This is a genomic window from Paenibacillus hebaui, from assembly GCF_051934385.1.
Lineage (GTDB): Bacteria > Bacillota > Bacilli > Paenibacillales > Paenibacillaceae > Paenibacillus.
Genome location: NZ_CP196836.1, coordinates 6,525,743 through 6,544,652 on the forward strand (window position 1 = coordinate 6,525,743; position 18,910 = coordinate 6,544,652).

11 protein-coding genes are annotated in these 18,910 nt (G+C 43.4%); all 11 read right to left on the reverse strand.

The features are described from left to right. Positions 1-11 precede the first annotated feature (11 nt). A complete protein-coding gene (gene metK, locus ACR32F_RS29405) occupies positions 12-1,214 on the reverse strand; it encodes a methionine adenosyltransferase (RefSeq protein WP_440113512.1) in 1,203 nt (400 codons plus the stop codon). A gap of 259 nt (positions 1,215-1,473) precedes the next feature. Next, entirely contained in the window at positions 1,474-1,746 is a 273-nt protein-coding gene (locus ACR32F_RS29410; RefSeq protein ID WP_440113515.1) for a small, acid-soluble spore protein, alpha/beta type, read from the reverse strand. A 148-nt stretch (positions 1,747-1,894) separates the two neighbouring features. Next, positions 1,895-2,491: a hypothetical protein gene (locus ACR32F_RS29415; RefSeq protein ID WP_440113518.1), complete on the reverse strand. Its 597-nt coding sequence runs from the start codon at positions 2,489-2,491 to the stop codon at positions 1,895-1,897. A gap of 72 nt (positions 2,492-2,563) precedes the next feature. Further along, positions 2,564-5,128 (reverse strand): DUF4352 domain-containing protein, encoded by a 2,565-nt coding sequence (locus ACR32F_RS29420; protein ID WP_440113521.1) that lies wholly within the window; start codon positions 5,126-5,128, stop codon positions 2,564-2,566. 147 nt (positions 5,129-5,275) lie between these two features. After that, positions 5,276-8,272, reverse strand: a complete 2,997-nt coding sequence (locus ACR32F_RS29425) for an Ig-like domain-containing protein (protein WP_440113524.1) — start codon at positions 8,270-8,272, stop codon at positions 5,276-5,278. Between the two features lie 513 nt (positions 8,273-8,785). Next, on the reverse strand, positions 8,786-9,127 hold the full coding sequence (locus tag ACR32F_RS29430; protein ID WP_326067504.1) for a hypothetical protein: 342 nt from the start codon (positions 9,125-9,127) through the stop codon (positions 8,786-8,788). Between the two features lie 206 nt (positions 9,128-9,333). Next, positions 9,334-13,221 (reverse strand): S-layer homology domain-containing protein, encoded by a 3,888-nt coding sequence (locus ACR32F_RS29435; RefSeq protein WP_440113527.1) that lies wholly within the window; start codon positions 13,219-13,221, stop codon positions 9,334-9,336. Positions 13,222-13,381: 160 nt separating this feature from the next. Continuing rightward, positions 13,382-14,509, reverse strand: coding sequence for a glycosyltransferase family 4 protein (locus tag ACR32F_RS29440; protein WP_440113530.1), 1,128 nt, complete (start codon positions 14,507-14,509; stop codon positions 13,382-13,384). A 374-nt stretch (positions 14,510-14,883) separates the two neighbouring features. Beyond that, a complete protein-coding gene (locus ACR32F_RS29445) occupies positions 14,884-15,642 on the reverse strand; it encodes a WecB/TagA/CpsF family glycosyltransferase (RefSeq protein ID WP_440113533.1) in 759 nt (252 codons plus the stop codon). 7 nt (positions 15,643-15,649) lie between these two features. Further along, on the reverse strand, positions 15,650-16,819 hold the full coding sequence (gene csaB / locus ACR32F_RS29450) for a polysaccharide pyruvyl transferase CsaB (RefSeq protein ID WP_440113536.1): 1,170 nt from the start codon (positions 16,817-16,819) through the stop codon (positions 15,650-15,652). Beyond that, positions 16,795-18,816, reverse strand: coding sequence for a DUF5693 family protein (locus tag ACR32F_RS29455; RefSeq protein ID WP_440113538.1), 2,022 nt, complete (start codon positions 18,814-18,816; stop codon positions 16,795-16,797). Before ACR32F_RS29455 ends, csaB begins: the two co-directional genes overlap by 25 nt. Positions 18,817-18,910: the final 94 nt, after the last annotated feature.

Sequence of the window (18,910 nt, forward strand, 5' to 3'; positions counted from 1 at the left end):
ATATCGTTAGGTTAAAGACCTGCTTGTGTTTTCAAAAGTTCTACTTTGTCCACTTGCTCCCAAGGTACATCCAGATCTGTACGGCCGAAGTGACCGTAAGCTGCTGTTTGTTTGTAGATTGGGCGACGCAGATCCAGCATACGGATGATGCCAGCCGGACGAAGATCGAAGTTGTTACGTACAAGCTCAACCAATTTCTCTTCGCTGACTTTGCCTGTTCCGTATGTATCCACATTGATCGATACCGGATTAGCTACACCAATCGCGTAAGCGAGCTGGATTTCCACTTTGTCTGCAAGACCTGCAGCAACGAGGTTTTTTGCTACGTAACGAGCCGCATAAGCTGCGGAACGGTCTACTTTTGTCGGATCTTTACCAGAGAACGCACCGCCGCCGTGACGTGCATAACCGCCGTAGGTATCTACGATGATTTTACGTCCAGTGAGGCCTGCATCTCCTTGAGGTCCGCCAATAACGAAACGTCCTGTTGGGTTGATGAAATATTTAGTCTGCTCATCCAACAATTCAGCCGGAACGACTGGCAGGATGACATGTTCTTTGATGTCTTTTTGAATTTGCTCCAATGTAGTCTCTTCAGCGTGCTGAGTGGACACTACGATGGTATCAACACGTACCGGTTTGTCACCGTCGTATTCAATCGTCACTTGAGTTTTACCATCCGGACGGAGGTAATCCAATGTACCATTTTTACGCACTTCGGCTAGACGGCGTGCGATACGGTGAGACAAAGCAATGGGTAAAGGCATGAGTTCAGGGGTTTCGTTGGTTGCAAAACCGAACATCAGACCTTGGTCACCAGCACCAATGTCCTCTGTTTCACGAGCCATTTGTTCTGGGTCACGGTTCTCCAGTGCTGCATTAACGCCTTGTGCAATATCAGCAGACTGCTCGTTAAGAGAAGTCAGAACTGCACATGTATTGAAGTCGAAACCAAACTTGGCACGTGTGTACCCAATTTCCTTAATCGTATTACGAACGATGGACGGAATGTCCACGTATTCAGACGCTGAACTGATCTCACCGATGACAAGCACAAGGCCTGTAGCTACGGAAACTTCGCACGCCACACGAGCGTTTGGATCGTTCGCCAAGAACGCGTCCAACACGGCGTCCGAGATCTGATCGCAAATTTTATCCGGATGTCCTTCGGTTACAGACTCCGATGTGAATAGATGCCGGCCTTTAATAGACATTGAAGTTTCAACCTCCCATAACTAGTAGTATGGCGATTGCCCGAACAAAACATTTACGGTGATTCGTTCACTGTACCCTCGAAAGCTTTCCGGGTGGAATAAGGACGGAAGGTCCGCAGTTACGAAGATAAGGATTATTCAGGTAATGCCCCAACAAAAAATCAACCTTCTCCTTAGTAGGAAAAGGTTGAGTACCTCAAGTGCCATCTTAACGTATTTGTCAACCCATGTCAATCAACGCTGTATAAGGTAAAAAGCTCTACAAGTGCTGCTCTGCCTGACGAATCAGCCGTTTGGTGATCTCTCCACCAACCGATCCGTTCTCACGGGAAGTCAGGTGTCCCCAACCTTTGTATTGCCCATATGAATGATCACCCACTTCACCCAATTCAGATCCAAATTCGGTATCTGCTCCAGCAAGACCTCTGCCACCATAACCCACATTCAGGCCGAATTCCGCAGCGATTTCATACTTCATCTGATCCAGCATCTGACGACTTTCCGGTACCACTTTGCGGTTGTTTCTAGCCATGATTCCTGCACCTCCGTTTATTGGTTGTGTACAGTTATAGAGTAAGCAGGAACAAGGCTGGCTAGCCGTATTAATGTTTGTTAGAACTGGGTAATCTACGCAAATAAGATGAATGAAGAAGGAATAATTTCTTGAACAAATGCAAAACCTATTTCAAAGAATATCCACCACGTACCATTACCGTCAAGCTGTACTTGTTCCCATCCAATACCTTAATACCCCGTCCGTCTCTTGGAAAAGAGAGCAGGTGATTGGTCGGCGCTGTCTGACCATTCGTCAGGTCAATCCCGTCCGTCAGATCAGCTACACCATTCGTACCTTCACTGACGATCACAGCTTTGCCGCTACGCACGATGAACTCCGCGCCAGACTTACCGATCAGCTGTTGACCCGGCTTCACGGTTACAATCTCAACCGCTTCTGTCGTACCGGATACCAGTGGTGGAATTGTTTTGTCTCCGCCCGTGCTACCCGTGCCTGTAGAGCCATTGTTGGTTCCTGATGAATTTCCAGTTCCCGCATTATTAGTGCCTCCACTATTCGTGTTATCACTGCCCGCGGGAATTTTACCACCCAAGGCTTGCTGAATTTGCTGGTCTACATAACTCTTCGTCACTACCGGATCATCTGCTGTTCCCGGCTGGCTTGTGCCTGCACCTATTGCCGTATTGCTGTATACCGACCCAACCCACACGCCAACACCAATCGCCAGCGCAGCCATTGAGATTTTCATATAAGGTTTCATTTGTTGATACACCTTCCCTTCTGAACTCTGAGGGACATCCTCACTCCCTATCTTATCTTTAATAGAAAGATTCTACAACGACTCCGGTGAGGGATTATTTCCACCATCCGGTAGATTTCCAACCGCAGGCACAAAACCCATCGCTTGTGTAGCAAGCTTGATCCGTTGTCCCTGGAATTCATCATAAATGGCTATTGTGTAAGCCCCACTACGTCTTTCATTGAAGACAGCATCTTCAATCGTCCAGCTCATCGTTTGATTATTTCCTTCTTTCAGATCTTTATCAAGCACGATTTCTTTATGGAACACTTTCCCAGTAGGCTCGATAATTTGCATAATGAGCTTGTGCTCATTCTCCGGCAGGTTCAGATCGTTGTTCCGGGATACATCATACTTCCATGTAACATTGACTGATGAACCACCACTAAGAGAAGCCTTAAAGTCATGGGTTTCGAGGGTGTAAGGATAAATATTGAAATTTTTAATCGTATTCTGTGCAGACGACTGATCCGGCTTCAGTTCAAACGAGACCGCATCCACATATCCCTTGCCTGCCGTACTTTCTTTGCCGTTGCTTTCTCCCCCAACCGTTTGTCCAACGAGCAGAGACATATCGGACACCACCGTTTGCCGCGGGATTTTGGACCACATAGTTACTAACGCAGAATCGCCAGGTCCGGCAGGATAATCTATTTGCTTCACGGTTGTTTTATAATAATCACCGTTTTTCGTTTCATAATATCCGGTCAATTTTGCAAGGTCAATTTGGCGATCCTCAGCATTTTTGACCTCCATCTCCGTATAAACAATATCTGATGAAGTCCCCGGATAAACCAAGGTACGCTTCACTTTTAATTCAGCTTTATGGCCAGACGTATTAATCGCATGATTGCCGCTGAGTTCGACTTTCGGTACCGCTGGTAGCTGCCCAATGTGGGTGAGTCGGATTAATTCAGATGAATTTTCCCCGACGACTTCATTCAAAGCCACTTGCAATTGGGCTACATCCAAGTTCGTTGGCAGTGTCGTCAACAAATGTAGATCCACTGACATTCCCGGTCCGAGCAACGCCGAGCTTTCGCTCACTAGAAGCTGGGTGTCCGGTATATCTGCAGAATCAATTGACAACATGCCTTTCAACTGCGGAAGTTTAACCGTGTTGGTCGAGATATTGCGCAACGTCACCTTTGCCGACAGTACATCAGCACTATCCCAAGGCAGCCGCTGAATGGAATTCCAGGTTACACCCAGTTTGCCGTTTTCAAGCTGAAGAGTACTTTCCGTGCCAACCGACTGCTGCATCGAAGTAGCTTGGGGTAAAATGTAAGTTCCAGCAGGATACGAGAATTTAATCTCTTTCTCCTCGGTGCCTTCAACTTTTGGCGTATTCATAACCAATTTCATGGTACCCTCTGCTTCGTCATAAGGAAGACTAAGTGTCAGACGAATCAATCGCTCTTCATCTGGCTTTAATTTGAGGCTTTCCAGAGCCTTGGTCGCCAATGGAAAATCCTTTCCTTTGTTATTCTGAACCGAGAATTCATACTTTGGAACGGTAACTTCCCGTGAACCTGTATTTTTTATTTTAAAGTTGACGGTATAATAGTTATTCCCGTGGGTCTGACTTACACTTACCTCTCCTACACTTGTAGCCATCTTACCTTTGTTATCCTCAAGCGTGATCGTATGAACCTTTCCGACCTTAATTTCTGTATTCTTCAATGAAGTAGATTTTGGCAATTGCATGGTAGCCAGCGGAATGACAGATTTCTCTGCTTCATTTTCCTGCACCATGATGAGTTCAGCCCCGTCCAGCTTGACCTTCTTAGAAACGGTCGTTATATAATTAATACTTTTCGACTCCTGAGGCTGTAAACTGTACGTTGCATCTTTAGCATTCAAATTAAGCGGGTAGCTGCTACCGCCTTTTGTGATAAGAACCCACTTCACACCTGGGTTCTCCAAACCTTTGAAGCCCACATTATGCAGATTAATTTTCACACTTACATAATTGGATTTGTCTGATGCGGAAAATGTCTGAAGACTTTGAACCTTGACCTTCACAGGGATATCGCTAATTCGCACCTTTTTAGGTGTATTTACAGGAGTAGCCACCGTATACGCTGCTGGAATATTGATTTTCCCCAGAATGCTTTCATAGTTCGCTTTGCTGAAGTCCCATTTTACAATTTCAAAATTAAGATTACTTAACTGCACGTTTTTACCTACCGTAGTCACATATGTAACCGAAAGTGTGGAGCCCCCAGCAACACTTTTTTTCTCTGCATCCTGAGCCAGCAATTTGGAATTATAGGTTGTTCCTCCCTTGCTGCGCACCTTTGTCCAATAATCAACTAACTGCAAGCTTTTCTTATCATTGTTAGTATATGTGAGGGTATATGTAATTAGCTTGCCTTCATCCTGTGTGAGCACGTTGACATCCGTGAGTCTGACACTACTTTTGGATGATAATTTGACAGCAGGGACATTTCCCAGCGTTTTTACAGCTTTTTGAGTTTGAGATGTATTGCTAGAAGAAGTTGCGGCTTGAACAATTTGAAGATTATTAACCCAAACAGCTTGAGTTAATCCCACCACAGTAGCTGCGACAATGACTTTCTTCAGTTTATTATTCACTAGAAACCTCCAAATAAAATTTATTCCAAGATATATCCTTTATTATAGACGTTTTACGACAAGAGGAAGTTTCAAAGATTTTACTATATAAAACAAAAAGCCTTGCAAATGAATGCAAGACCTTTTGTTTTATAAATAATCTGATTATTACAGTTCTTTACCAACAGTGATGCTACCAAGAGCATTACCGTTCAGATCAGTTACAGCTTCAGCTGCTTTGTTTTTAGCACCATCGAAAGTCAATTGTGCAACTTTACCAGCTTTAGTACCAGTAAATGTAGCTTTAACTTCAATGTCACCAGTAGTGTTTGAGATAGTAACAGTGTTGATTACAGCTTTATCACTACCTACATTAACAGTGAACAATCCTTTGATGTAATCAAGGTCATAGCCATTGCTAATTTTAAGAGCTTCATTAGCAGTAAGTTTAACAGTGATTTCATTACCAACTACATTGATTACACCTTCAGCATCTTTCACAGTTGGTGCGATACCGTCATTCACAGTTTTTGGTGCTGCGAACTTAGCAACTTTATTACCAAATCCATCTTGGCTATTTGGTGCTTCTACAGTTGTAATTGTAGTGTTAGCAACGTTTTGTGGAATATAATCGTTAGCAAATTTCAATACAAGAGTTTTGTTTCCATCAGCTTGAGTGTAGCTTGTAGGGGAGTAATTATTCCCAGCTACGTTCAAGATGAAGTCGCCTGTATTTACATTGGAAAGTGCAGTATCAAACTTCAACTTCACTTCGTTACGGCCTGTTGCATATACAGCGTCAGTAGCTGTAGACAAGTTCACTGCAGAACCTTTTACTTCGTCACCAACATTGTAAGTTCCGTTGTTGAAGTATTTACCTTCGGAATCTTTAATGTAACTTGCAGTTACACTTGCTTTATTCCAATCGAAGTTTGCTGAGAATTTCCCAGTTACTGCAATACGAACAGTATTGGTAGAGATCAAGTTAATATCATTGTTCTCTTTAGCGATTTGAGTTGTATATGTTCCATCAGTAACAGTATATTTAGCAGCTTCCAGAGCATTACCTTCACCAGTAGTAGCTAAAGTTTTGTTGAATTGAACATAGACATAACGAGTACCTTCGCTGAAGTTAGACCAAACGCGAGTTACTTTACCGTTTTGTGCTGTGTTTGCATTCAATGTAGCAGTGTAAGGCAACAATACGTTACCAACATATGCAGTATCAACTACACCAGATACAGTCAATGTATATGTTGTATCAGCGTTCAAGCTGCTTCCCAGGTTAACAACAACTGTTTTGTTGTTATCAGTGTAAACTGGTTTGATTACTGGGTTACCGTTGGAGTTGAGACCAGCGATAGATGGAACATTACCAGCCGAGTTTTTCAGTACATAGTTGGAAGCGTCTTGTGCAGAATCAGCTTTCAACGATTTGCTGAATTGAAGCTTAGCGTAGTAGTTTCCATTTTCCATGTAGAAGTCAGTGCTTACTACAATTGGGCGAATAGTATCCAAAGTTGGAGTTACTTTAGCGTCTACAGAAGCAGTGTTGTTGCTGTAGTCACTTACAGTAGCCAAGTGGATTGTGTTCTCACTGTAGTTCAACGGGTTGTCGAATTTCAGTGTAACTTTGTTATCATTGATTTCGATCGTTTTTGCACTGTTTCCAGTTACGTTTGCATATGCACTCGCAACACTCTTAACAGTTTCGTCGAATTCAACAGTTACTTCTTTCAAGTCGTTGGACTTAACAGAAACAACTTGTGGAGCAGCTGTGTCTACAGCAGCAGTGAATTTGCTTTCCACTGGAACGATAGTCAGACCAGAGAAGTCTTTCACATTGCTCACACGCAGTGTGTGTTCACCAGCAGTCAGATCTGTAGTTACGATTGCCGTGTTAGGGTAAACGTATTTTACAGAAGCAGCAATCACGTTGTTGTCAACGCGGAAAGAAGTAGCGTTAACTGTGGATTGTTGAACTGGCTCGCTGAATACGACTTTGAATGCTTTTGTTCCCAGAGCTTTAACTTCTTTCACTTCTGGAACTGCAACATCAAGTGGAGTAAACTCTACTTTTTGTGTGAATGTTTTAGTTGCATCAGCATTTTTAACGTTGTTGATTTGCAGGCTAGTCGCTCTTTGGTTAGTCAAAGCGGAAGATCCTTCAGCAATCAACAATGTTACAGTAGTTTTGTCTTCGGACAGTGTAGCACTTTTGAAAGATACACCGCTAATTACATAGTTATTAGTGCTTTCAGCAGTAGATGGATCTACAGCTCCATCATATTTAACTGTGATTTCTTTTAGGTTTGTAGCAGATACGGAAGCTACCGCTTGAGCTACTGTAGTTTTGTATGTTACTTTTTCAGTGAAAGTTTTTTCTTTGTAAGTAAATTTCACTTCAGTTTCTTTGTTAGCTTCAAGAGCTTTATCCAAAGTTACTTTAACGGATTCACCATCGCTCATTTTGAAAGTAACAACTTTACCAGCATCAGTTACATCGTAAGAAGCAACTTTCAAGCTTTGCTCTTGATCAATTGCGTAAGCAGCGCCTACAAGCAATTGACGGGAAGCATTGGATTGGAAGTTCAACTTGGAATCAAGCAAACCAGCATTGATTGCTGCTTGAACATAACCTTTAGCCCAAGTTGTTGCTGAGTTGTTAGTTTCAGTTGGAACTTCAAGTTCCAAAGCGATTGTCAGAATTTTCGCCATTTCTTCGATTGTTACTTTACCGTTGAAGTCGAAGATTTTCTTCTCAACGTTTTTACCTTCCATGATGCCTGCAGCTGTTACTGCTTCGATATAAGGAGCAGCCCAGTTTTTAGCATTATAGTTTTTATCTTTGTAAGAATATACACCAGTAACTTCTTTCAGACCAAGCAATTTAGTGACAACTTTTGCAAACTCAGCGCGAGTCATCTCTTTGTCCAAACCAGCTGTTCCATTAGGGTAGCCAGAGAAAACACCTTTTGCTTTCAATGCATCAAACTGTTGTTGTGGTGAAACTGCTGTGTCACCGAATGCTACAGATGCAAACATCGAGAATGCCATTGCTGTAGACAATGCTACGGATAAAATTTTCTTCATAACCTTTTTTTCTCCTCCTTGGGCGTTCATAACATTTGAATTTTCTTTAATAGGGTCGCTCGTATTCCTCATATATTGTTGCACCCCCTTTCCAGAGTTTTGAGCAAGTTAATATAAATGATGTCTGTGAGCATATCACAGAAACTTGTAAACGAGAATAATAATAGAATCATACGTAAATAGAGTAGTTTCCTAATCCTACCTTACGTATTATACAATGGGTTACTCTCGCCGTAAAGCAATTTTTTCTAATAAATAGACAAGATTCTTCACGAGGTCATTCTTGGTAAGAGGCCCAATGTTTTCGACTCTACATCTTAAACGCAGCAGAATTCAAAAAGTTGCGGATTCTTCAAAAAAAGTTTTGAACTTATTTATGTATTGATGCAGCGCGGGTAATTTTGATGTTCAGAACCTTTAATTCAGTGGAAATGCAGCAAACTGTGTAAAATTATATGGTATATGAATGGATCAAGACGGTTAGTTATACCCGTTAATGCACTCCATGAAGCGACAAATTCTTCTAAATATTAATAAAAGGCATTCCAAGTGGAATGCCTTTCGTAAATTTCTGGTTTCTATAACTTAGCGAATTTTCATCGCAAGGTCAATAATTTGAGCACGCATGTTAGGATCACTGTTCAATCTTAGATACATATCGTCAATTGGTTGTCTGTTCTCCCGGTATGTCTTCTCATGCTTCATCGTGGTATGAGACCATTCAATCAATTCATTCTCAGCCAGAACCAGATTATTATACGCGTCATGGAAGCCAGTCGCCTGTACGAGCCCTTCCATCACTTCTTGGGAAACTTCCTGTGTTTTGCGTGTATCTTCTATTTTCTTCTCCAGAATGACTGCCTGCTTCTCGAACTGTGTCTTTGCCTTCATGTAGCCCAGCTGGGCCTTCGAATAAATCGGTTTCATTAGCTAACTTCACCCTCTAGATCATTGTGTATTTACCGTTATTGTATCTTAATCTCTAGCAAATTACAAAAATAGTTATTGGTAAAAAACAGATTTCTTCTATTATAAAAGTGTTCTTTATCAGTTGCCTAACAGTCATAGAAAGGACCTGCCCTTTTAGTTCAAGGGACAGGTCCTTCCTAAATTGCATTCATATCTTTACATAATTAGCTCAGGTTTTTAGGGAAAACCTTGGTGCTCTTCTTAAGCAGTTCAACCGCGATCTTCCCTGCTTCTGCACGAGTCAGGTTTCCTTTCGGGTTGAAATTAAATTGTGCTTTTTTCTGACCAGGAACGGTAACAGCTGCACCTTCCATTATTTTAGCCTTGGAAACAGCTATAACTGCTGGTCCTGCATACGTCTCAATACGGCCAGAGTCCAGGAATGATTTTGCCAATGTAGCTTGCAGCTTACTATCATTGTTCGGCAGCTTCAACTTCAGTGCACGCGCAATCATTACCGCAGCTTGCTCACGCGTAAGCGGTTGGTCAGGACCAAATACTCCGTCCGTAAGCCCTGTTACAATACCTGCTCTTGCTGCCGTCTCAATGTGATCATAATCCCATGTTGCGGAACGAGCACCCGGAACAAGATCGGCAAACGTACGGTTACTATCCGAATTAATTGGCAGACTCAGCCCTTTAACCAGTAACGTAGCAAACTCACCGCGTGTTGTCTGATCATCTGTACCGAACTGTTCAAATCTCAGATTGTTCATGAAACCTTTGGAATAAAGTCCATTCAGAATATTACGTGCCCAGTTGTGATTCGTAATATCATTATATCCACGATTCAATTTCATAACTTTGTAATACCCGAATTCATCAAATGGCACTTTTACAGTATGACTCTTGGTGTCCACTTGTCCACCGATGTTCTCCCATTGACGTTTGTCTGTATAACGATACACCGTAATCGTTGAACCAGCTTCGTCTACCACATTAGGATCAAACGAAAGCGTCAGTTCCCCACGTTTCGAAGGCTTAATTTTACGTTCAACTGGTGTTTGTGGGTTCCCAAACAATCCTTCCAGTGAATATGGAGCCAGTCCATTCGTAGGTGCTTTATACGTTGCTGAACCTGCATCGCCAGACTCACCCAGACCACCATTAACCCAGTAGATTTGTGAGATCAGACCAAAGTTCCTAGAAGCAGTAGTCGATCCAAAATTGAGCGTGTATTCATCCGGTATACTCCATGAAGGAGTCCCACTGTCTTCTCCCGTTCCAGGGAACCCAATAATATTCCCATAGTCATTACGTCGCTCTACAATACCTGTCACTGGATCAGCAATACCAAACAATAATTTAGTATCTGGATAATACTTTGCAATACCTCTAGGTGTTGTGCTCTGCATGACAGTCCCTTTCGGGAATGACAGTTGAAGACCTTTGTTAAATACGTTGTATTTGTTTGCAACTTTAGGTGCCATGTACTGTGCATCCACACCCACAGTTCCGGTATAGAACACTTCCACCGTATCAGTGTTACTTGCGCCCGTTCGATTAATTGTAATTTTGATCTTGTTAGACTTGTCCTGTTTTAAGCCTACATAATCATATACAAAACGGTTAGCTCCGAGATCTGTACGCTTCACAGCTGGATCTTTACCGATCAGCACAGAGGTTGCCCCTTCTGCTTCAATATCAAAGTGGACAAAGTTTTTGTTCACAACAATTTGCTTGCCTACTGTCGGCTGTGGAGAAAGAATACGATATGCACTGACTTCTCTTACAATTTCCAATTTTCGCGTCGTTTTCGCTCCAAGTTCATTCACGAGTTCAAGGGTATACACATATGTTCCCGGCGCATCAGAGACCATATCCTGAATACGCATCATGAAATCTTTTTGGTCCCCTGCAAACTCATACGTATATCTGGTATCCGCAAAAGTGACTACCGGCGTACCCACTGTTGCATTTGCCGGAATGTCTACAGAGAGAATATTTTTCGTTCCCATGTTCAGGTTGAGTTTCGTAGCTCCACTACCTCGCAGAACGAGGTCATACTCCTTCAACGAAGTTGTATATTTGTTATCATTAAATGTAAATTCAGGTGTAAGGTTGAAAATGTTTTTAACTACTTCGCTATTTCCACTATATTCTTTCGGTGGGAATGTCGGACGATCCTTACCTACCGCCGGTTGGAAGTTCACTATTGTTGACACGTTGTTGTCAACAACATATATCCTTAGTTCTTTTCGAACTTCACGAGCTTGTCCTTTATCATCCTTGCCTGTACCTGTAAAAATGATTCGGTTCTCACCATACACCAGTGGTCCTTTATCTAGTGAAATGGGCAGATCAAATTCAAAATTACCTGTGTTTGTATTTAACCAAGTAGGAGTCATGTTTTCTACCGGATCTGTAGAATACTCTTTCGCACCATTTACAAATACTTCAGCCATAAAATAGTCACTTTTCAACGTATCAAAATCAATATATTGTCCTTTAACAAACATGCTTTTCTTATCTGAAGAATCTACATTATAAGTCTGACCGTCTGTAAGATTTTCAACATAGATATAGTTCTTGGATGCATAAGAGATGGTAACATCTCTGTACGCTGTTGAATTTTCATAATTAAAGCGGACGGTTTGATTCCCGTTCTTCAACCCTTCAACTTTGTACACATATTGCAGCTTCTGTGATGTAGCACTAGTAGGGATAGTGTGTATATGCTTAACTGTAATTGGACTTGTGCCCAGTGGCAAATAATTTGCCAACAGTTTATTCAAATCCGCAGGTGCACTATTAGTCTCCACTAGGATATAGAAGTCACCCGAGTCTACTTTAGCATTATTTAATGGCTCACCTGAAGGAATATTCGATTTGTTGTCCTCCGAGTAACCTTTGAGATACTTGAGGTTTGTAATTACCGTTTGACCCTCCATGTATTGGAAGTCCATTGGTTTGCTTATTGTCTTTGTGCCATATGTCACAGAGAGGGTATGGTTTTGATCTATGTCTACAACCGTTCCTGTCTTGGTAAAGGGCACTGCGTCAATATCAAAAGATGCTAACCAATATGAAGGCGTGTTATTCTTCAAACTTGGAATAAAAAGTTCTGTCACATTGGATGGTGTTACCGTTTGACCATCTACACCAATAATTGCGCCCTCTTTGAAACTTTTCTTGGATACTTCATCATTTGGAACCAGCATCTGAACATGTACTTTAGCCGAATCAGCTTTCTCCGTAAATACAGGCTCTGCACCAAGCAAGCTTTGGGCATTTCCCAGAGAATCCACAATATTCAGTTTCACAACTGGATTCTTCTCATCATAAAAGTAGAGAGAGTAACTGAATGTCAGCTTGTCTGAACCGTTCTCCACAACCAATTTAAGGTCATTGACACCTGGATTCATTTTAAGTTGCGGTGAGAAGAAACTGCCATTTTGCAACAGTGAAGTTCCCAACACTTCTCCACCATTCACTTGAACGGTTACTTTTGTTGCATTAATTGCTGTACCCTCAAGGGTAATTTCATCTTTATTAATTACAATCTGAGCACCTTCATTCAATTCAAGGTTGTCTGTTCCACCAAGAACCTGAAGTTTCTCTACATATGGCACCTTATCAAACAGAACGTAAAATGTTTCAGAGCGTTCATTCTGGCCTTGTGCTCCGGTAAATGTAACCTGGTTCATACCCGGATACAATGTTACATTTGCCTTGAAGCGGTTATCTGGTCGATCCGGATCAAGCGTAACTACAGCCGGAGCCACTCGAGTCGGGTCCTTGACCCACTTTTGCAGACTCTGATCATAGCTCAGCAACTGGATATTAGCTCCTAAGGTTGATCCTGTCACTTTGGTGAACGTTCCTGTAATCGACTGTTCTGCACTTGTCACTTTATATACTTTTTCTCTCGTGATCTGATTAGTACCTTCCAGTGTGAGATCTACCGTATTCCTAAGATCAGATACGTCCGGAGTAAAATAACTCGTCTGTTTGTCCGCCGCCGATGCCACTGGTGCAAGGCCTGCTGGTATTAGAGATACAACCAGTGCCACCATCATCAGCCAAATCATCGGCTTTTTCGTACGCTGCATGCAATCATCTCTCCTCTTTTTAAGTCAGTTACCTTTATATATCGGCAAAAGGTTCCAATTATTTAGTAAAAACATCAAAATAAACAAAAAACCTTGTCCACGAGGGACAAGGTTTGGGTCTGGGATTATTCAAGAATAGCAGTAACCCTTACATTTATCTTTAGGATTTCGAACGGGTCTCCGGATTCATCTTGACGCGCATACGCATTAGGAAGTTAATAACCGGCCTTCTCGTTTTACTTACAAGTCCGATAACTTCCGCTCCTACCTGGAGGAAGAACATCATGATACAGATCACAACGAATGTAACCCAGTTAGCTTCAAACATGGCAGCAGAGGACTGGATAATTGCCAGTACGCCGAAAAATGCGGCAATGCCGTAGATAATCAGCACTGTCTGACGATGACTGAATCCAAGTTCACGCAAGCAGTGATGCAAGTGACCTTTGTCCGGTGAGAAAATCGGTTTCCGTTGTACCGCACGACGAATGATTGCGAAGAAGGTATCCGAGAGCGGCACACCGATAATGATCAACGGAGTAATGAAGGACACAACTGCAATTTGTTTGAACCCAAGCATGGACAGCATCGCCAGAGAGAAACCAAGGAATAGTGATCCGGTGTCCCCCATGAAGATTTTGGCCGGGTGGAAATTAAAGAACAAGAATCCAATGATACTGCCCAAGAGCACAAGGCACATCAAGGCAATCATCATATTCCCCATCAGGAAGGACATCACGGCAATGGTACCAATCGCAATACCGGATACACCGGCAGCCAGACCATCCAGACCGTCAATCAGGTTAATCGCATTCGTCACACCCACAATCCACAGGATCGTCAGCGGAATGGATACCCAAGCTTCGAGTGAAGAATAGGAATCCTGAAAAGGAATGTTCACGAAATCTACCCGGATATTGAATCCGAATACGACTACAGAAGCAGCAACAATTTGGCCGAGCAGCTTCACTTTGGCTGACAGTTCAAACCGATCATCCAACGCGCCGATTAGCACGATAATCGTTCCACCGATCAAAAAAGCACTGACAAAGCTCATATCTCTTGTGGTAAACCATGCGGATACAAATGGAAGTAGTGCAGCAACTGTAATAATAAAGGCCAAGAAGATCCCCAGGCCACCAAGACGCGGCATAATCCGAGTATGCACTTTACGTGCATTTGGTGTATCCATAGCGCCTATTCTGACTGCGAACTTTTTGACAAGTGGTGTCAGGGCAAGTGCCAGTCCCATTGACACGATAAATCCAATGATAAAGATTGCTACCATTTGAACATTCGACCCCCAATTATAATACCTGTACGAAATTATAAATCCCCTGATCTCTTTTTATATAGAAAATTATTGTTCGTCACTTTTGATGAAAAAAATATAGTTACACGACAACGGAGAGCGCAAGGAAAACCTGTAGAAGCGCAGCGTTTGCCTTTATCCCCACATTTCTCCCTTATATAAAGGAAATAAAAGAAATTTGGGGATAACAACAATCGAAAGGTTGTCTTGCAATCGTAGTGCCCAGTGTAACGCTTCTGTTTCATGGTGTGGCACACATGTAATCAGGAATGAATTATACGCTCATCACTGCCGAAAAGCCAACCTCAATTTTTAGCAAAAACACGCATTTATCTCGCATTAGCCTAATTTTAAGGGACTTTAGTCACGTTTTCTTTGTCCTGTATCACTTTCACAGCGAATTTCGGGAGCGCAAGCATTCGGCCAGCACGGCTAGGTTCGCGAAGAAGGCGGTAAAACCACTCCAGTCTCAGCTTTTGGAACAGCTTAGGTGCACGTTTGGTTTTACCCGAAATCACATCAAAGCTGCCGCCAACCCCCATGATAACAGGAACCTGAAGTGCCTCTTTGTACTGATGAATCCAGGGTTCTTGCGTATCCGCCCCACGTGCAACAAACAATAGATCAGGTGCAGCATCTCGAATAGAAGCAACAACCTGCTCATCCTCAGCCGGACCAAAATAACCGTCACGATAACCTACAATTCGAATCGCCGGATATTGCTGTTGTAACCGAACTGCCGTCTCTTGAATCACTTCAGGTGTGGAACCGAGTAAATATACACCCCACCGATAGTTTTCTCCAACACGCAGCAATTCATGTAAAAGCTCAAATCCCGGCACCCGCTCTGCTAGCGGCTCTCCGCAATAATTAGCCGCCCATACAACGCCTGTCCCATCAGGAACAATCAATTCTGCGGATTGCATAACCTGCATAATTGCTGGATTCTCCAACGCCGCCATAACCATGATTGGATTGGCAGTGATAACTTGGTGCGGCTGCTTGGACAGCACCGCTTCCCGGAGAACCTCCACCGTTTCTTTCATCGTCAGTTTGGAAAAAGGAATACCATAGATCGAAACGGTAGGTATTGATCCGGTCTGATTCATCTTTATCTCATCCTTTGCGGCCTAAATAATTAATGATTTGCTGTGCAGGCACTCTGGCCTCCTGTTTCAGTTCAGTAATGCCTTCTTCATGTTCATTCAGCCACTGCGAACGCTGATCCAGTAACTTGAACACAGTCTTCGCCAGTTTATCTCCATCGAGTGCATCCGTGCTACCTGCCGGCTCACTATCCAGACGCAGCAAGAATTGATCGATTTTGGGATCATACGAGATCCCAACCGGCGGCACATACTGTGAAGCAGCATAGATTAGACTGTGCAGACGCATGCCGATTACAAGATCACAATTGCTGACTTCCTCAAGCATCAACTGAGGATCGGTTAGATCCTGTGTAATGCTAATCTCACTGCCTTTGCTGACTACATCACCGAGCATTTCCATAATGAAACGTGACGCTTGTTCATCATTCGGCAAGTGAAATGGCAGAAAACGCAAGTGAACTGCCTTTTTGGCGCATAACTTTTTCAGTCCAGCAGCAATCGCCGTAAGCTCTTTGCGATCTGACTCCCAGAAACGTACCGATACGCCAATTACCGGGAGTTTTGTATGGCCTGACGCGGAACGGTCCATCCCCTTAATCTGGGCAGAAGCACCCTTTCCAGATGCAACTTCTTCCGCTTCTGGTAAAGGCAACCCCATCACCGGGTCAGGTACAACATGAATTTGATTCCACTGCAGCCCGAGCCCACGCAGATAATCCGCGGATTGTTCATCACGAACCGATACATATGTGCAGGCCCTGAACACCGATCGAATCATCGGATCGAAGATTTTGCGATTCACGGGACCAATGCCCTGAGCATAGATAAACGTTGGCTTCTTCAACCACTGGGCAAGCTTGATCACACCCAGATAATAAGGAATGGATTTGAGTCCTGTAGCATCCTGCAACAGACTTCCACCGCCACTGATTAACCCGTCACTTTCTTTGATTGCTTCGCGAACTTCCTTCAACTTCATACGATGTACTGAACGTACACCGTACATGGAGGTTGTCAACTCAGGATCAACCGAGAGCACAATAGGTTCAATGGTTATGTTCGACCTTTGACTCTCCTCTTCCAGCGCTGTCAAAATCGACTTCAGCACCGCTTCGTCTCCGCTGTTGCGGAATCCGTAATATCCCGAGATGACTAACTTTTGAGAAGTGGTGACCATTTTTTCCAACATCCTTCCGCTACTTGCCACACACCCACAGCAATGATACCGAAGATTAAGCCAAGTCCCAATCCCATCACTCCACGAATGAGTGACAATACAGCCGGCGTATGGATATGCGCAAACGTATCCACCATGGACAATTGTCCAATCGCTGCAATAATGAGTACAAAGATGACTTTACGATATTTTAAAGCGGCGAACACGCCAACGATAAACAGCGGGTGTCCCAGCATAAATTCTTTGAATCTTGGCCGCACGCCGAATGTGTCTTCCAGCGTTGTACGCAGGAACATCTCGAATGGTGTAACCGAACCCGAGTTGCCTGTACGGCTCAGATAATAATACCCAACAACAGCAGCAACAAGTGCCAGTACAACCATCAGTACATTAATCGGTGTACGCAGCAGTTCCTTGACTTGTTTAATGGAGAACGAACCCGAACCCCGGTAAAACACAATATAAATCGCTACAAGCCCCATAGGTGCAAAGTGCAACAAACTCACGCCTCGGAACTGGTTAATAACCAGACTGTACGTAACGCTGTTGAGCAATGCGATCATAAAAGGTACAGCCAGGAAAGACAGAATTGACGTTCTTACATATAAAAATATCGTTTGTGTCAAACGACGACCTGCAGGTGCGTCTGGTTGACGCAGCTGTTGATCGTTCACTGTACGAACGGCCAGCACCATCGCAATAGTCGGAGCGCTAATCGCTACCAGCAAGGCTATTCCTTGCTCCAGAAGCGTAGGTTTCAAGACAAACAATCCGGCACTACCCACCAGCGCAAGTGCAAATGCGATCAATGTCAGTAGTGGTACAAAATAAGAAACCATGAGTGCAATCATTGCGATCGCACCAATCAAAGCCACCAGCTTGGCGTAACGCTGGATGGAAGAATCTTTAACCGTGAACGCCTCTGCTTGTCCGAGTTCAAAACCATGCTTCGCCATACGTTCTACCGCATGACCCGGCTCACCCAGACTGTTGATCAGGTTCTCAATCGGATCTGTAATCATAGCCTTCGCTGTATTCCGACTTGGCGCTGCATTCATGTAGAGCATACGAATGTTGCGGTCTTTGGTAGCCAGAACAAAACGGTCAGCAATGGTGTCCACATCCAGATTGGCATCGTTATCACTTAGCGAATACAAACGAGTTACATTGTAATCCGTTTTATAGGCAAGTGCCTCAAAACCGGACTGCGGTTTCTTCAGATTTTCGATAGCCGCTAAACCGATATCATGCTTGTTCAGTAACTGGGCAAACATATTGAGACTCTTCATCTCTTCATTATCATTGTACCCTTTCACAGCATCGCCATCAAACAGAATGCGCTTAACACCATTCTCTTCGAAGAACGTAAGCATACGCTCCATGGATTCCTCATTGTAAGGAACGCTGTCTGCAATACGAGGCAAAATGTAGAACCCTTTATCACGCAGCATCTTCACAGCAACCGGGTCCGGCTGCAAAGGCTGCATGTTGGCATTCTCCGGTGGAGTCTGCAATATTAAGCCGCTACGACCTTCGTATTCCCATGGGACAACCGGAATCTGCCGATCGGCGAACGTTTGTTCAATAATGGGTGTATACGTTTGTGCATTTTCCTCTGTTGTGAATAACACATACGTATAATTATCGTTAGATGGAATGACTTTTTTAGTCAGGTTCGCGAGATCCAAGCCGTTATAGACCATCAGTCGGCGTGACTTACGGAGCTCATCCAATGTACTTTCGAACACAGCCATGGTGGTCACACCAGCATCTTTCAGACGTGTCAATTGTTCATTCATGAAGTCTTGCGGATGGGCCTGATACACTGAGATATCCAACAGTCCACGATAATTGAAGACTAGCTCTACCTTTTTGGCAGATGATTCTGTCTGCACCCGATCACTAATAACGGGAATTGAAGCAATCAGACCGATAATGACGACAAGCCACAGCCACTTCCGGGAAGCGGTATTCCAATAAAGCCATTTTTGACGCACTACATGTACCTCCTCAAGTGTTGGAACCAAATGCACGTTCAGCTCAAGTAATTCGTTCTCTAAACTTAATACGGATACAAACAGCTTGTGTCAA

Coding starts and splice junctions, on each gene's coding strand:
- ACR32F_RS29445 (WP_440113533.1), bottom strand. CDS start 15,642: ATGAATCAGACCGGATCAATACCTACCGTTTCGATCTATGGTATTCCT.
- ACR32F_RS29425 (WP_440113524.1), bottom strand. CDS start 8,272: ATGAGGAATACGAGCGACCCTATTAAAGAAAATTCAAATGTTATGAAC.
- ACR32F_RS29430 (WP_326067504.1), bottom strand. CDS start 9,127: ATGAAACCGATTTATTCGAAGGCCCAGCTGGGCTACATGAAGGCAAAG.
- metK (WP_440113512.1), bottom strand. CDS start 1,214: ATGTCTATTAAAGGCCGGCATCTATTCACATCGGAGTCTGTAACCGAA.
- csaB (WP_440113536.1), bottom strand. CDS start 16,819: ATGGTCACCACTTCTCAAAAGTTAGTCATCTCGGGATATTACGGATTC.
- ACR32F_RS29440 (WP_440113530.1), bottom strand. CDS start 14,509: ATGGTAGCAATCTTTATCATTGGATTTATCGTGTCAATGGGACTGGCA.
- ACR32F_RS29435 (WP_440113527.1), bottom strand. CDS start 13,221: ATGCAGCGTACGAAAAAGCCGATGATTTGGCTGATGATGGTGGCACTG.
- ACR32F_RS29410 (WP_440113515.1), bottom strand. CDS start 1,746: ATGGCTAGAAACAACCGCAAAGTGGTACCGGAAAGTCGTCAGATGCTG.
- ACR32F_RS29415 (WP_440113518.1), bottom strand. CDS start 2,491: ATGAAACCTTATATGAAAATCTCAATGGCTGCGCTGGCGATTGGTGTT.